The 13,870-nt window shown below is 42.3% G+C and carries 14 protein-coding genes; 11 read left to right on the forward strand and 3 right to left on the reverse strand.

Translation table 11 applies throughout. The annotated features are described in order from the left end of the window. Both CVD23_RS21305 and CVD23_RS21310 read right to left on the reverse strand, forming a co-directional pair. The coding region (locus CVD23_RS21305) for an orotidine 5'-phosphate decarboxylase / HUMPS family protein (protein WP_180955757.1) at positions 1–273 on the reverse strand (273 nt) is incomplete at its 3' end. A gap of 255 nt (positions 274–528) precedes the next feature. Further along, positions 529–891 carry a winged helix-turn-helix transcriptional regulator gene (locus CVD23_RS21310; protein WP_101578340.1) on the reverse strand — a complete coding sequence of 121 codons (363 nt, stop codon included), beginning with the start codon at positions 889–891 and terminating at the stop codon, positions 529–531. 285 nt (positions 892–1,176) lie between these two features. Between CVD23_RS21310 and zwf the strand changes: the two genes are divergently transcribed. The 3 genes from zwf (at position 1,177) to CVD23_RS21325 (ending at position 4,865) form a co-directional block, all read left to right on the forward strand. After that, on the forward strand, positions 1,177–2,634 hold the full coding sequence (gene zwf / locus CVD23_RS21315) for a glucose-6-phosphate dehydrogenase (RefSeq protein WP_101667114.1): 1,458 nt from the start codon (positions 1,177–1,179) through the stop codon (positions 2,632–2,634). A gap of 112 nt (positions 2,635–2,746) precedes the next feature. After that, complete coding sequence (gnd, locus tag CVD23_RS21320) at positions 2,747–3,646, forward strand: phosphogluconate dehydrogenase (NAD(+)-dependent, decarboxylating) (protein ID WP_101578341.1); 900 nt, start codon at positions 2,747–2,749, stop codon at positions 3,644–3,646. Positions 3,647–3,833: 187 nt separating this feature from the next. Next, the gene (locus CVD23_RS21325; RefSeq protein ID WP_101667107.1) at positions 3,834–4,865 is read left to right on the forward strand and encodes a glyceraldehyde-3-phosphate dehydrogenase; all 1,032 of its coding nucleotides are present in this window, start codon (positions 3,834–3,836) and stop codon (positions 4,863–4,865) included. A gap of 255 nt (positions 4,866–5,120) precedes the next feature. Here the strand turns inward: CVD23_RS21325 and CVD23_RS21330 are convergent, their stop codons facing one another. Continuing rightward, a complete protein-coding gene (locus tag CVD23_RS21330; protein ID WP_101578343.1) occupies positions 5,121–5,483 on the reverse strand; it encodes a winged helix-turn-helix transcriptional regulator in 363 nt (120 codons plus the stop codon). Between the two features lie 173 nt (positions 5,484–5,656). On the opposite strand from CVD23_RS21330, the gene glpX reads away from it, so the two are divergent. The 8 genes from glpX to CVD23_RS21370 all read left to right on the forward strand — a co-directional run. Beyond that, entirely contained in the window at positions 5,657–6,643 is a 987-nt protein-coding gene (gene glpX, locus CVD23_RS21335; RefSeq protein ID WP_101667108.1) for a class II fructose-bisphosphatase, read from the forward strand. Positions 6,644–6,745: 102 nt separating this feature from the next. Next, entirely contained in the window at positions 6,746–7,636 is an 891-nt protein-coding gene (gene fba / locus CVD23_RS21340; RefSeq protein ID WP_101578345.1) for a class II fructose-1,6-bisphosphate aldolase, read from the forward strand. A gap of 36 nt (positions 7,637–7,672) precedes the next feature. Further along, positions 7,673–9,673: a transketolase gene (gene tkt, locus CVD23_RS21345; protein WP_101667109.1), complete on the forward strand. Its 2,001-nt coding sequence runs from the start codon at positions 7,673–7,675 to the stop codon at positions 9,671–9,673. Between the two features lie 369 nt (positions 9,674–10,042). Continuing rightward, positions 10,043–11,002 (forward strand): 6-phosphofructokinase, encoded by a 960-nt coding sequence (pfkA, locus tag CVD23_RS21350; RefSeq protein WP_101667110.1) that lies wholly within the window; start codon positions 10,043–10,045, stop codon positions 11,000–11,002. 111 nt (positions 11,003–11,113) lie between these two features. Then, positions 11,114–11,566 (forward strand): ribose 5-phosphate isomerase B, encoded by a 453-nt coding sequence (rpiB, locus tag CVD23_RS21355; RefSeq protein ID WP_101667111.1) that lies wholly within the window; start codon positions 11,114–11,116, stop codon positions 11,564–11,566. 463 nt (positions 11,567–12,029) lie between these two features. Beyond that, positions 12,030–12,800: a Cof-type HAD-IIB family hydrolase gene (locus CVD23_RS21360; protein ID WP_101667112.1), complete on the forward strand. Its 771-nt coding sequence runs from the start codon at positions 12,030–12,032 to the stop codon at positions 12,798–12,800. 208 nt (positions 12,801–13,008) lie between these two features. Continuing rightward, complete coding sequence (locus tag CVD23_RS21365; protein WP_101667113.1) at positions 13,009–13,131, forward strand: GapA-binding peptide SR1P; 123 nt, start codon at positions 13,009–13,011, stop codon at positions 13,129–13,131. A 466-nt stretch (positions 13,132–13,597) separates the two neighbouring features. Further along, positions 13,598–13,870, forward strand: a 273-nt coding sequence (locus CVD23_RS21370; protein ID WP_180955758.1) for an orotidine 5'-phosphate decarboxylase / HUMPS family protein, incomplete at its 3' end; no start/stop codon positions are given.

The following is a 13,870-nucleotide window of genomic DNA, read 5'->3' on the forward strand; positions in this document are numbered from 1 at the left end:
TGTCGAGTCATCTGTGGCACCAAGCACCGTGATGATATCCGCTCCTGCTTCAGATGCCTTCATGACTTCATATCCGCCCGCGTCCATGATCTTCAGATCTGCCAATACGGTCAGGTTAGGGAATGCCTTTTTAATTTCCTTGACCGCCCGAAGGCCTTCATTGATGACAACCGGTGTGCCGATCTCCACCACATCGATGTATGCCTCTACTTCCTTCACTACTTCTTTCGCCTCTGGAATGTTTACAAGGTCTAACGCCAGTTGAAGTTGCATTGATTCTTCACTCCTTATTTAGATTTTTCACTACATCGTCATTATAAGTTGTAATTTTCAGAAAAAGAAGTATGCACTTTTAACGCATATAATGTTTTAAATTATACTAAATAAGGAAAGGGGAACCTTGGAATGCAAATTCTTCTTAATCAATACATGTAAGTACCACCAGTTTTACACTTTAAGAAACATATGGAAGATTCAGGCGCATGTATTGATTTATAAGTAATGAAAGCCCTTACATTTGCTTATACGTTAAAGTGAAGTTGTTTTTTCTTTTTGTTTTATCAGCACCGTCTCCATATAGTCTTTCCCCCAGTCGTACATAGCTTCTAAAATTGGAAGTAAGCTTTCTCCTCTTTTTGTGAGAGAATACTCTACCTTCGGCGGAACAACTGGATAAACTTCACGATGGATGATAAGGTCTTCTTCGAGTTCTCGTAGTTGACTTACAAGCATCCGGTGTGTGATCCCGGGTATCATAGACTTTAATTCGCCAAAGCGCTTAGTCCCTTCTCTGCCTAGATGCCACATGATAACCATCTTCCACTTTCCCCCGATAATAGAGAGTGTTAATTCCTTTTCACAGTTAAAATTTTTGTTGCACAGATGTCCCATGTTTTATCTCCCCTTATTTAATCTGAATTATCTGAATTATAGTGCATTTTTATATACTATATAATAAAAAAGTGCGTACTTACAAATAAAATTTTCAATTATTATACTTAGGGCAAGTAAGTTCATAAAAAACAAATGAATTTTTAGGGTTGGAGATGAGGAAAAAAAATGCGGAATATCAGTTATTTTATCAGATGATCAGGAGGGGATCTCATGACTGGCGTAACCGTTCAACGGAATATCCATCTGGACGAGATTAATGTCAATGTGTTAAATCCAGTGGAATTGGATTCATTGACTTTTGTCTTGTTCGGAGCAACAGGGGATTTAGCAAAAAGAAAAATTTTTCCATCTCTATTCAACTTGTTCTTGGATGGCAAAATGCCTAAGTCATTTGCGATTATTGGTTTAGGCAGGAGAGATTGGACAAATGACGTGTTTCGTGAACATGTGCAAATCTCGATAACACAATTTTCAAGACGTCAGATAACGGACTCTGGTAAGTTGGACGAATTCCTTGGATCATTTTGGTATAGTTCCTTGGACGTAACAAATAACGAGGGATATCGAACATTACTCAGAATGATCCAAAATCGAGAAGAACAACTTAATATCCCAGAAAATCGGCTCTTTTACTTATCCGTTGCACCTGAGTTCTTTGATGTAATTGTATCCAACATTAAAGCGAGTGGATTACAGGCGATAAAAGGGTGGAAGCGTCTCATCATTGAAAAACCATTTGGACACGACCTGAAATCAGCACAAGAACTAAACGCGAAATTGAGCAAAGCTTTTCAACCGGATGAAATTTTTCTTATTGACCATTACCTGGGCAAGCCGATGGTTCAAAACTTGGAAGCATTGGAATTTGCGAATCCCATGTTTAAGGCCCTGTGGAGTAACAAATATATTGCGAATGTACAAATCACAGCAAGTGAAACCGTTGGTGTGGAAGAGAGAGCAGGTTATTATGATCATGCAGGTGCCATTCGTGATATGGTTCAAAATCATATGCTGCAACTGGTTATGATGACTGCTATGCATCAACCTGCACAGTTAAGTGCAGATGACATCCGAAATGAAAAGACAAAAATCATGGAATCCCTGCGGCCGTTACAAAAGGAGGATATTGTTCGGAATGTCGTACGTGGTCAGTATAGCGAGGGGTATATTAACGACCAGCCAGTGCCAGCATACACAAATGAGCCTGGTATTCAGGATTCTTCTATGAATGATACATTTATTGCGGCCCGGTTGTGGATTGACGATTTACTGTGGAGTGGGGTCCCATTCTATATTCGGACTGGCAAAAGAATGCGAGAAAAATCCACCAGGATTGTGATCGAATTCAAAAATCCATTAGAAGATGTGTACAGGAAGAAAAATGAGCAAACAGCGCCGAATCTCTTATCGATCGACATCAGCCCAAACCAAGGTGTCTCATTACAGTTCAACAGTAAAAATGCATTGAAAAATGGCAAAATTGAGCCAGTTACCGTGAAATTCTTCGAAAACCAGAAAGATATGCCTGAAGCGTACGAGCTCTTATTATCCGATGCACTGCGCGGGGACTCCACTTTCTTTGTGCAATGGAAAGAGGTTGAACTATCTTGGAAATGGGTGCAGCCCATTTTAGACGCATTTGATCAAAAAATAGTGCCCCTCCATTCATATCCATCGGGGTCAATGGGTCCCGAGGCCTCTCATGGATTATTAAGGGAGGATGGATTCAGTTGGTGGTAGGACGCCTAGTTTAGTATAAAAGATAGAAGCCGGCCTCGCATTTGTAAGGAATACTGGGAGGGCATTGTTTTCCGGCAATTAAACGTGACTGTAATGTGGGAGGGTATCAATAATGAAAGTAGGGTTAATCGGGTTAGGGAAGATGGGATTAAACTTAGGTTCAAACCTCATTGACCACAATCATGAGTTGGTGGTATACGATATAAATTCCAGTGCTGTTAGAGAAATGGAACGATGTGGGGCAAAGGGTACATCGAGTTTATTAGAGTTAGTTAAATCATTAGAACAACCACGGATTATTTGGATCATGGTGCCGCACCAGGTCGTAGATTCAGTGATTTTTGATATAGCGCCGTTTTTAAACAGTGGGGACATCGTCATTGAAGCTGGAAATTCTTACTACAAAGAATCAATTAGTCGATATCATAAGTTAAAAAAATTCGGGGTAAGTTTTTTGGATGTCGGTACCTCTGGCGGGATAGAAGGTGCACGCAATGGAGCTTGCTACATGGTTGGCGGAGATCCTGAGGCATGGGAGGCAGTGGAACCGCTTTTTCAAGATACGGCTGTCGACAACGGGTATTTGTATGCAGGAAGACGCGGGAGCGGGCACTTTTTAAAAATGGTACACAACGGCATTGAATATGGGATGATGGCTGCCATTGGTGAGGGTTTCGAACTATTAGAAAAAAGTGAGTTCGATTACGATTATGAAGAAGTCGCAAGAGTATGGAATAATGGTTCAGTTATCCGCTCTTGGCTAATGGATTTGACCCAAAATGCATTTTCAAAGGATGCCAAATTGGAAGATATCAAAGGAGTTATGCATTCTTCAGGTGAAGGGAAATGGACCATCGATACTGCTCTGGATCTGCAAACTGCTACGCCTGTCATTGCCCTGTCCCTGTTGATGCGTTATCGCTCATTAGAGGAGGATACATTTACAGGTAAAGTCGTTGCTGCACTGCGCAACGAATTTGGTGGGCACGTCGTTGAAAAGATAAAAAATTGATAATGTAATTTCTATAAAAAACTACTGATGATCATCCTGATAGCCTGCTGACCAACGGGTCGTTTGATGATTGATGTAGGTGTACAAGTAGGGTCAACTCGGGGAGGCCAGACTGTGGCTGCTTTCAGTGGTTAATGTTAGGTAAATATTCAGGTGCATAGAACTCGATCGGGAGGGGAGCGGGGAAATGAAGGCAAGAATTGCAATCAATGGATTTGGAAGAATCGGTAGACTCGTTTTCCGAAAAGCAATTTTGGATGAGACTCTTGAAATAGTAGCGATAAACGCAAGCTATCCAGCTGAGACCTTAGCTCACTTAATCAAGTATGATACCATCCATGGAAAATTCGAAGGCGATGTGTTCCCTGCTGATCAGGCCTTAATCGTGAATAATCAAAGGATTCAGTTAATAAGCAACCGTGATCCAGCTTCTCTCCCGTGGGAGCAATTGGATATTGACATCGTCATCGAAGCCACCGGTAAATTTAATAGCAGGGAAAAGGCATCTCTCCATTTGGAAGCTGGGGCTAAGAAAGTCATATTAACAGCCCCAGGGAAAAATGAAGATGTGACCATAGTGATGGGTGTAAACGAATATTCTTTAGATGTGGAAAAGCATTTTATCATCTCTAATGCATCTTGTACGACTAATTGCCTTGCACCTGTAGTAAAAGTGCTTGATGAACAGTTTGGCATTGAAAATGGATTAATGACAACGGTCCATTCTTACACAAATGACCAGAAAAATATAGATAATCCCCATAAAGATTTGCGCCGTGCCCGCGCCTGCGGTCAAAGTATTATTCCAACAACCACCGGCGCCGCGAAATCTCTTTCTCTCGTGTTGCCGCATTTAAAAGGAAAAATGGATGGCGTCGCTCTCCGTGTCCCTACTCCTAATGTTTCGCTGGTGGATTTGGTTGTTGACCTGGGAAAGGGCGTAACGGCCAGTGATGTTAATGAGGCGTTTCTGTTTGCTTCACAAGGATACTTGCAAGGGATAATGGATTACACCACCGAGCCACTGGTGTCTATTGACTTTAATACCAATCCCAGCTCAGCTATAATCGATGGTTTATCTACCATGGTTATCGGAAAACGGAAAGTTAAGGTGCTTGCATGGTATGACAATGAATGGGGCTACTCCAACAGGGTGGTAGAACTAGTAAAATTTGTTGCTGAGACAATGGGAATTGTTTCACCGATGAGGGTCGGGTAAGGCGTGCTTCATATGTTTTGAAGATATTATTTATTGCCTGAGTACTAATAAGGAAAGGGTATATTTGAGAAATTTCATTTTAATGCCCTGAAAAATGATATCACATAGAATACTAACAAACCACATGAAGTAACCCTTAAATCAAGATTGCTTCATGTGGTTTGTTAAGTTTTAACTGATGATGCATTGCTCAATTGTTTCTTGGTATTAATCATGTAACTATATGACCGCTCATTTTTCGCAAAAGTGAGAGTATTAATCTACCTTGATCGATTCCTTTCTTGTGTTTAATACCTTATTCATATAGTTTTTGCCCCAATCATACATCGACTCAAGAATAGGCATCAGACTTTCTCCAGTTTCGGTTAATGAATATTCTACCTTAGGTGGTACAACGGGATATACTTCTCGATGAACGATCTGGTCGTCTTCCAGTTCGCGCAGCTGATTCACAAGCATTCTCTGAGTGATGTCCGGCATGAGGGATCTCAATTCGTTAAATCGTTTCGTCCCCTCTTTGCCAAGGTGCCATAAAATAAGCATTTTCCATTTCCCACCAATAACAGCGAGTGTTAACTCTTTTTCACAGTTGAACGTTTTATTATCCATATGCCCCATGTTTAATCCCCCTTGATTATAGATTATTAGTATACTTTTTAATACTATATGCTCATAAAGTGCGTACTTACTAATATATATTATACGGGATATAATCATACCTGTACAGGTGATAAAAAATATACATGTGATTATGGCTTGTATATTTAATTAAAGAACCAGGAGGTGATCTAATGTCTAAATTGGAAACTAAAGTTTTCAGTGAAGAGCGGGTTCAGTCATTAGCAATGGATTTTCTTGCTGTAGCACAGAATGCAGCTATAGCATCCTACCCTTGGATAGGAACAGGAAATAAAAATGATGCTGACGGTGCCGGAACTGAGGCGATGCGCAATCGAATGAACCTCATTGATATGAACGGCCTGATCGTTATCGGGGAAGGGGAAATGGACGAGGCACCCATGCTTTATATTAACGAGGAGCTGGGAACAGGAAAAGGACCTCACGTTGATATTGCGGTCGATCCCGTAGAAGGAACGACTTTCTTGTCAAAAGGACAGGAAAATTCATTAACCGTCGTGGCTGTGTCGGCCAAGGGCAGCTTGCTCCATGCTCCGGATATGTACATGAAAAAGCTGGCTGTCGGGCCAAAAGCAAAAGGTCATATCAACATTCAGATGTCTCTAACAGAAAACATGATTTCGGTAGCTAAAGCTCTGGGGAAAGATTTATCTGAAGTAACCGTCATGATCCAGGACAGGCCTCGGCATGATGATTTGATTAGACAAGTATTTGATGTGGGAGCCAGGGTCAAGTTATTCCCTGATGGCGATGTGACTGGTGCGATAGCTACAGCAATCGACGAGATAGATGTGGATATCTTAGTAGGCACTGGTGGCGCACCGGAGGGGGTAATAGCTGCAACGGCCTTGAAGTGCCTGGGTGGCGATTTCCAAGCGCAGCTAGCCCCGCAAACTGAAGAGGAGTTCGATCGCTGTATCAAGATGGGAATAGTCGACCCCTTAAAGTACTTCACGCTGGATGAGATTGTACAATCTGACGATTGCTTTTTTGTTGCAACCGGAATTACTGACGGGCTTCTCCTGAAAGGTGTTAGAAAGAAGGAAAATGGTTTAATGCAAACTCACTCCTTTTTGACAGGGAGAGGGATTAGCGAAAGATTCCAGTTTATCGAGGCGTATCATTCATCATTGAAGTAAACTGTCCGGTAATCCATTCGCTTATCGAACAGGCAAGAGTTGAGAAGGTCTTTTATAAAAAGGGTTTTAAAAAGATAAATAATCTAAAGGGGAGAAAATATTATGCCACTAGTTTCAATGAAGGAAATGTTAATCCACGCAAAAGAGAACGGTTATGCTGTCGGACAGTTCAACATCAATAATCTTGAGTTTACTCAGGCGATACTTAAAGCTGCGGAAGAAGAAAAGTCTCCAGTCATTCTCGGAGTCTCTGAAGGTGCTGCCCGTTATATGGGTGGTTTTAAATTCACTGTCCAGATGGTCAAAGGGTTAATGGAGGAATATAACATGACGGTGCCGGTGGCCATTCATCTGGATCATGGTTCAAGTCTCGAAAAATGTGTTCAAGCCATCCATGCCGGGTTTACATCGGTGATGATTGATGGTTCCCATCACCCCCTGGAAGTAAATATTGAATTGACAAAACGTGTGGTTGAGGTAGCCCATGCTGTCGGAGTCTCTGTAGAAGCCGAACTGGGGCGAATTGGTGGTCAAGAAGACGACCTTATCGTAGATGCAGAATCTGCATATGCCATACCTTCTGAATGTGATCAATTAGTGCGTGAAACAGGAGTAGACTGCTTCGCACCTGCGTTAGGTTCTGTTCATGGGCCATATAAGGGTGAGCCAAATCTTGGTTTCGACCGGATGAAGGAAGTCATGGAGCTTACCGGTGTCCCGCTCGTTCTTCACGGTGGTACAGGTATTCCGACAAAGGATATTCAAAAAGCCATTTCACTTGGCTCGGCAAAAATCAATGTGAATACAGAAAGCCAGATTGCTGCTACAAAAGCTGTTCGTGAGCTTTTGAACAGAGATTCTAAAGTATATGATCCACGTAAATTCCTTAGTGCGGCACGTGAAGCAATCAAAGAAACGGTCCAAGGGAAAATGCGTGAGTTTGGATCTTCAGGCAAGGCTCAACAAAAAGGGGTTCTTGTAACTACCAGCTAATAGCTCAAGATGATAAGAAGAGGGGGAATAACAATTATGATTGAACAAAAAATTAATGTTGATCTGCTATCCATTCATACTATTAGAACCCTGTCAATCGATGCAATTGAAAATGTTGGATCAGGTCACCCGGGAATGCCGATGGGCTCTGCCCCTATGGCATATACACTCTGGACCAAGTTCATGAACTATAATCCGAATAATCCGGAATGGTTTAACCGTGACCGTTTTACATTGTCTGCAGGTCACGGGTCCATGCTTCTATACAGCTTACTGCATTTGACAGGTTATGAAGTCACATTAGAAGATTTGAAAAATTTCCGTCAATGGGGGAGTAAAACACCTGGTCACCCTGAGTACGGCCATACACCGGGAGTTGACGCCACGACTGGTCCGTTAGGGCAAGGAATTAGCATGGCGGTTGGGATGGCCATGGCGGAAAGACACTTGGCCACTACGTATAACAGGGATAAATATAATGTAATTGACCATTACACATACAGCATTTGTGGCGACGGTGACCTGATGGAAGGCGTATCAGCAGAGGCAGCGTCACTTGCAGGGCATCTCAAGCTTGGCCGTTTGATTGTATTATACGATTCAAATGATATTTCACTTGATGGTGATCTTCATATGTCATTTAGCGAAAGTGTGGCCGATCGCTTTAAAGCTTATGGCTGGCAAGTGCTTCGTGTTGAGGATGGGAATGATGCTAATTCTATCGAAGATGCGATTGCCAAAGGGAAGGCAAACGAAGAACAACCGACTTTAATTGAAGTGAAAACAGTTATTGGCTATGGTTCCCCTAATAAAGGTGGAAAGTCCGCGTCACATGGGGCACCTCTTGGGAAAGATGAAATAAAGCTTGTAAAAGAACATTATAGTTGGTCATATGAAGAGGATTTTCATGTCCCTGAAGAAGTCAAAGCACATTTTGCGGAACTAAAAGAATCAGCGCAGAAGAAGGAAGACTCCTGGAATAAGCTGTTTGCGGAATATGAGAGGGCCTATCCTGTACTCGCAAGGGAATTGAGGCAAGCGATAAATGGCGAGCTCCCCAAAGGATGGGATGCAGATGTGCCAAGATATCAAGTAGGAAAAGATAAGCTTGCCACCCGTTCATCCAGTGGTGAGGTGTTAAATTCGCTTGCGAGGAACGTCCCGCAACTGTTTGGCGGATCTGCTGACCTTGCCTCATCCAACAAAACTTTGCTGAAAGGTGAAGAGAACTTCAGTGCAGCAGATTACAGTGGACGCAACATTTGGTTTGGGGTTCGCGAGTTTGCAATGGGGGCTGCCGTAAATGGAATGGCCCTTCACGGGGGAGTCAAAGTATTCGGCGCCACATTCTTCGTTTTCTCCGACTACTTACGTCCGGCCATTCGTCTTTCAGCATTAATGAAAGTACCTGTAACCTATGTATTTACACACGACAGTGTGGCCGTGGGTGAGGATGGACCAACACATGAGCCAGTTGAACACTTGGCATCGTTACGTGCCTTGCCAGGTCTCTCCACAATCCGTCCGGCTGAGGGAAATGAAACAGCAGCAGCTTGGAAACTGGCATTGGAAAGCAGAGACGAACCAACAGCTCTTATCCTTTCACGTCAAGATTTACCGACACTTATTGACGCAGACACAGCGTATGAGGGCGTTAAAAAAGGTGCTTATGTAATTTCAAAAGCAAAAAACGTGGATGGCCTGCTTCTAGCATCCGGATCTGAGGTTTCCCTAGCGGTTGACGCACAGAAGGTCCTTGAGGCGGAAGGCATTTATGTTTCGGTTGTCAGCATGCCGAGCTGGGATCGATTCGACAAACAATCTGCTGCGTATAAGGAAAGTGTACTTCCAAAAAACGTTACAGCACGGCTTGGCATTGAGATGGGAGCGTCCTTGGGGTGGCATAAATACGTTGGCGATTACGGTCATGTTTTGGCCATTGATCAATTCGGGGCTTCGGCACCGGGGGAAAAAATAATCGAAGAATACGGTTTTACAGTTGAAAATGTAGTTGCCCAGTTTAAGAAGGTTCTATAAACATAAAACTATAAAAATAAATATCTGAATATTGAAAATAGAGTGATGCTATGGTGGGATAACGACTGTATAAGTATGGATTCACGAACCTTCAACATTCGAACCCTGAGTGAACGTGGGTAATCGCATGGAGAAGCAACTGGAAGGGGCGCTCTCTTAGGATATGGGCAGAATCGCCAGTGGGTGAGCCTGCCCTTTTTGTACAATAGAAGTGACTCGAACTTCTTATCAATTTAAAGTGTGAGTTACATCATGATCATTTGCCTGGATTGCTTTAAAGATGGAATATGCCTTGGGGGTCTTCTAGGCCGATATGTACGTTTTCTTAAACACCGGGGCGTTTAATCGTCAAAATATGGAGGAAAAGCAATGAAAAAGATTGCAGTATTAACAAGCGGCGGTGATGCCCCTGGAATGAATACCGCTATTCGTGCGGTCGTTCGAAGAGGAATCTTTAAGGGGTTGGATGTTTATGGTGTGAGAAATGGTTACAAAGGATTAATGGATGGCGACTTTATTTCAATGAGCCTGGGCAGTGTAGGGGACATCATTCATCGTGGAGGTACCATCTTAAAAACTTGCCGGTGTGAGGAGTTCAAGTCACCCATGGGACAGCAAAAGGCAATAGACCAGCTGAAAAAAGCCGGCATTGAGGGTTTAATCGTCATTGGAGGGGATGGCTCTTTTAAAGGCGCTGAAAAATTAACTCAACAAGGATTTTCAGTGGTAGGTATCCCAGGATCCATAGACAACGATATACCTGGAACGGAATATACGATTGGATTCGATACAGCTGTTAATACAGCAGTCGAAGCAATTGACAAAATTCGCGATACGGCATTTTCCCATGAACGCACCTATGTAATAGAGGTAATGGGTCGCAATGCGGGGGACATTGCCTTATGGGCAGGGATGTGTGCAGGGGCTGAATCCATTATTATCCCTGAAGCCGAGTACGACCTGGAGGATGTAATTGAGAGGATTAAGCGGGGATATCAGCGTGGAAAGACACACAGCATCATTGTGATTGCCGAAGGGGTAGGCAAAGGGTTTCAAATGGGCAAACTGATTCAGGAGAAAACGGGATTTGAGACGAAGGTGACCATACTTGGCCATATTCAACGAGGAGGGTCCCCTAGCGCATACGACCGAATGATGAGCAGCCAAATGGGCGGGAAAGCAGTCGACTTACTTACGGAAGGTGAAAAGGGAGTCTTAGTAGGATTGAAAAATGGTCGGCTGGTTCACACATCTTTTGATGAAGCTGCAAAACACGAGCATACAATTGACCTTTCTATCTACCATTTAGCACGAAGTCTGTCCAGATGAAGGATGCACCGAGTAAGGAGTACAAAATTTTGTCTGGTCAGAAGTCTGCCGATACCTATCTGGCGCATCCATTGAGATCATTTATATATATAATGGGAGAGTGAATGAAATTTGAAAGTAGCAATTGCAAGTGATCATGGCGGTGTAAATATACGTCAAGTAATAATCTCTTTAATGAAAGATTTGAAGATTGAGTATGTTGATTTGGGGTGTGATTGTGAAACCTCTGTTGATTACCCTGACTATGCGATTCCGGTAGCGGAAAAGGTATCAAGAGGTGAAGTGGACCGTGGCATCCTCATTTGTGGTACAGGAATTGGAATGAGCATTGCAGCAAACAAGGTGCAGGGCATTCGTTGTGCGCTTGTGCACGATATTTTTAGTGCGAAGGTAACGAGAGAACATAATAATTCTAACATTTTAGCGATGGGGGAACGCGTAATCGGCCCCGGCCTGGCTCGCGGAATTGCTGAAGTATGGTTAACAACCTCCTTTGAAGGTGGGAGACATGAAAATCGAGTAAATAAAATCTCCACCTATGAATCAAATGCTATTCAAAAGTAGAACCAAGAATATGTTTGTTTTGCGTTTAGTGCATGCAATTCCCTAATGTTGGAATGGTACTATTTAACTAGAACTGGAGGATGGGTAATTTATGGAGAGGAAGTATTGTACTCATTGCAAAACCCTTTATACTGAGGAAACAATTTGCTCAGTATGTGGTAACAATGAATTCCAGGTAATAAAAATTGATGTTCAACAGCAGTCAAAGCCAATGGGTGGCAAGCTTTTAGAGAATTGTTAAACAAGGTGCCACAGGAAGTTGTGTTCATTAATTTTAATTTTGAACCGTTTATTTGCGGGGAGTGCCTGAGGTGCGCAAACTTCTAAAGGTATCGCATGCTAAGTAATCGAAAAAAAAATAATAATATATTATTTGCACGTCGTTTCATGAACCCTTTGAAGCTGCCAATTCTGGTTGCTTAATCATCATCATGAAAATTTATAATCAGAAGAGAAAGGCTGGCTGAGTATGCAAGCGAGAAAGCAGGAGATAAAACTAATCGCCCTTGATCTGGACGGTACTTTACTGAACGAAGAGGGAAAGGTGTCAGAGATAAACAGGAAAGCTATTAAAGAAGCTGAACAAAGGGGTGTTAAGGTCCTGGTCAGTACAGGGCGTGCTTATTTGACATGCAATGAAATTACGAAATCATTAGAGCTATCATCCTATTTGATAACCGTGAATGGCAGCGAGATTTATGATGTTACAGGAGCACTGGTTGAACGAGTTACCTTGGGCACAGACCTGATAAAGTGGATGTATGGTCTAAGCCAGGAATACAAAACTGGATTTTGGGCTACCTGTACTGAAAATGTCTGGCGTGGGAAGATGCCTGAAGACATAACTGCACGCGAATGGATGAAGTTCGGATTCAACATAGAGGACGATAATGTCCGGGAACACATTATGGGCCTGCTTAAACAGACTGGCAAACTGGAAATCAGCAATTCCAGTCCAACCAATATCGAAGCGAATGCTATTGGTATAAACAAGGCGAAAGCCATAGGAAAGGTCTGTGGTTTTCTTGGTCTGGAGATGCAAAATGTCATGGCAATAGGTGACAGCTTGAATGATATCGCGATGATCAGGGAGGCAGGTCTGGGAGTTGCAATGGGTAATGCCCAGGAAATCGTAAAGGCAACTGCTGATTGGGTTACCAAAAGTAATGAGAATGATGGGGTGGCCAAGGCTATCTATGAATGGGTCCTCACAAAACAAACGTTCCTGCTGTGATTAGCTATTAAAGTTTTTGCGGTGCTTGTGGCTCGCAGGTTTCTACAAGGAGTTATTTATAAGGTGCTTATAGTTGGTTTATCTGGTTCATTTATTTTTTTCGCAGGTATGCATCTCAGCTTAAAAAACATTTATAGTGACTTGTGATAAAAAGAAAGCGTTTTCATTTTAGAATTCTAATATTAATTATCTGGAAGGAGTTTTAAAAGTGGGAACAATCATTTGTATAACTTGCAACAGCATTTTTGACCACTATGAGGATGAAAAGGTAAGTGTTCTTTATTCAAAATGTGAAAGATGTCTGGAAGATGATACTGAAGACCAAGCGTGAACAGGCGAAAAGAAGAGATGCCTTTTTTACAGAACATAGATCGTGGGTCTACCTATATCGACTGCGAGCCAACGCGATTTTTCTCCCAAGAAGTTCCTAAATTGATTACGATAACCGCAAAAAAGTTCCTGGTCACTTGTAAGATATCTAGTTTTTTTAACCCCATTCAAAAAGTTTTACGAAATTATTATTCCTATGGTTGAAAAATTATTTACTATACAAAGATTTAAAATAAAGGAAAGTGATGATTAAATGATGCTTGCGTTTCCTGTAACAGGGTTGGAATGGGATGAATATTTTTGTTAGAATATCGCCGGGAAACGTTATTTTAATGTAATAATTACAGGCCAATTACCATAATAGTATAATTTCAGACACTATATGGTATAAAAGTGCATACTTTTTTTTCTGAAAATTGCAACTTATAATGACGATGTAGTCAAAAAATTATAAGGAGTGAAGAATAATGCAACTTCAACTGGCGTTAGACCTTGTAAACATTCCAGAGGCGAAAGAAGTAGTGAAGGAAGTAGAGGCATACATCGATGTGGTGGAGATCGGCACACCGGTTGTCATCAATGAAGGCCTTCGGGCGGTCAAGGAAATTAAAGAGGCATTCCCTAACCTGACCGTATTGGCAGATCTGAAGATCATGGACGCGGGCGGATATGAAGTTATGAAGGCATCTGAAGCAGGAGCGGATATCATCACGGTGCTTGGTGCCACAGATGACTCGACA

This window comes from Bacillus sp. V33-4, from assembly GCF_002860225.1.
GTDB lineage: Bacteria > Bacillota > Bacilli > Bacillales > Cytobacillaceae > Bacillus_BJ > Bacillus_BJ canaveralius.

Excerpts from the sequence above, each read along its gene's own strand:
- pfkA (WP_101667110.1), top strand. The coding sequence starts at position 10,043 with ATGAAAAAGATTGCAGTATTAACAAGCGGCGGTGATGCCCCTGGAATG.
- CVD23_RS21310 (WP_101578340.1), bottom strand. The coding sequence starts at position 891 with ATGGGACATCTGTGCAACAAAAATTTTAACTGTGAAAAGGAATTAACA.
- CVD23_RS21330 (WP_101578343.1), bottom strand. The coding sequence starts at position 5,483 with ATGGGGCATATGGATAATAAAACGTTCAACTGTGAAAAAGAGTTAACA.
- fba (WP_101578345.1), top strand. The coding sequence starts at position 6,746 with ATGCCACTAGTTTCAATGAAGGAAATGTTAATCCACGCAAAAGAGAAC.
- gnd (WP_101578341.1), top strand. The coding sequence starts at position 2,747 with ATGAAAGTAGGGTTAATCGGGTTAGGGAAGATGGGATTAAACTTAGGT.
- CVD23_RS21325 (WP_101667107.1), top strand. The coding sequence starts at position 3,834 with ATGAAGGCAAGAATTGCAATCAATGGATTTGGAAGAATCGGTAGACTC.
- glpX (WP_101667108.1), top strand. The coding sequence starts at position 5,657 with ATGTCTAAATTGGAAACTAAAGTTTTCAGTGAAGAGCGGGTTCAGTCA.
- tkt (WP_101667109.1), top strand. The coding sequence starts at position 7,673 with ATGATTGAACAAAAAATTAATGTTGATCTGCTATCCATTCATACTATT.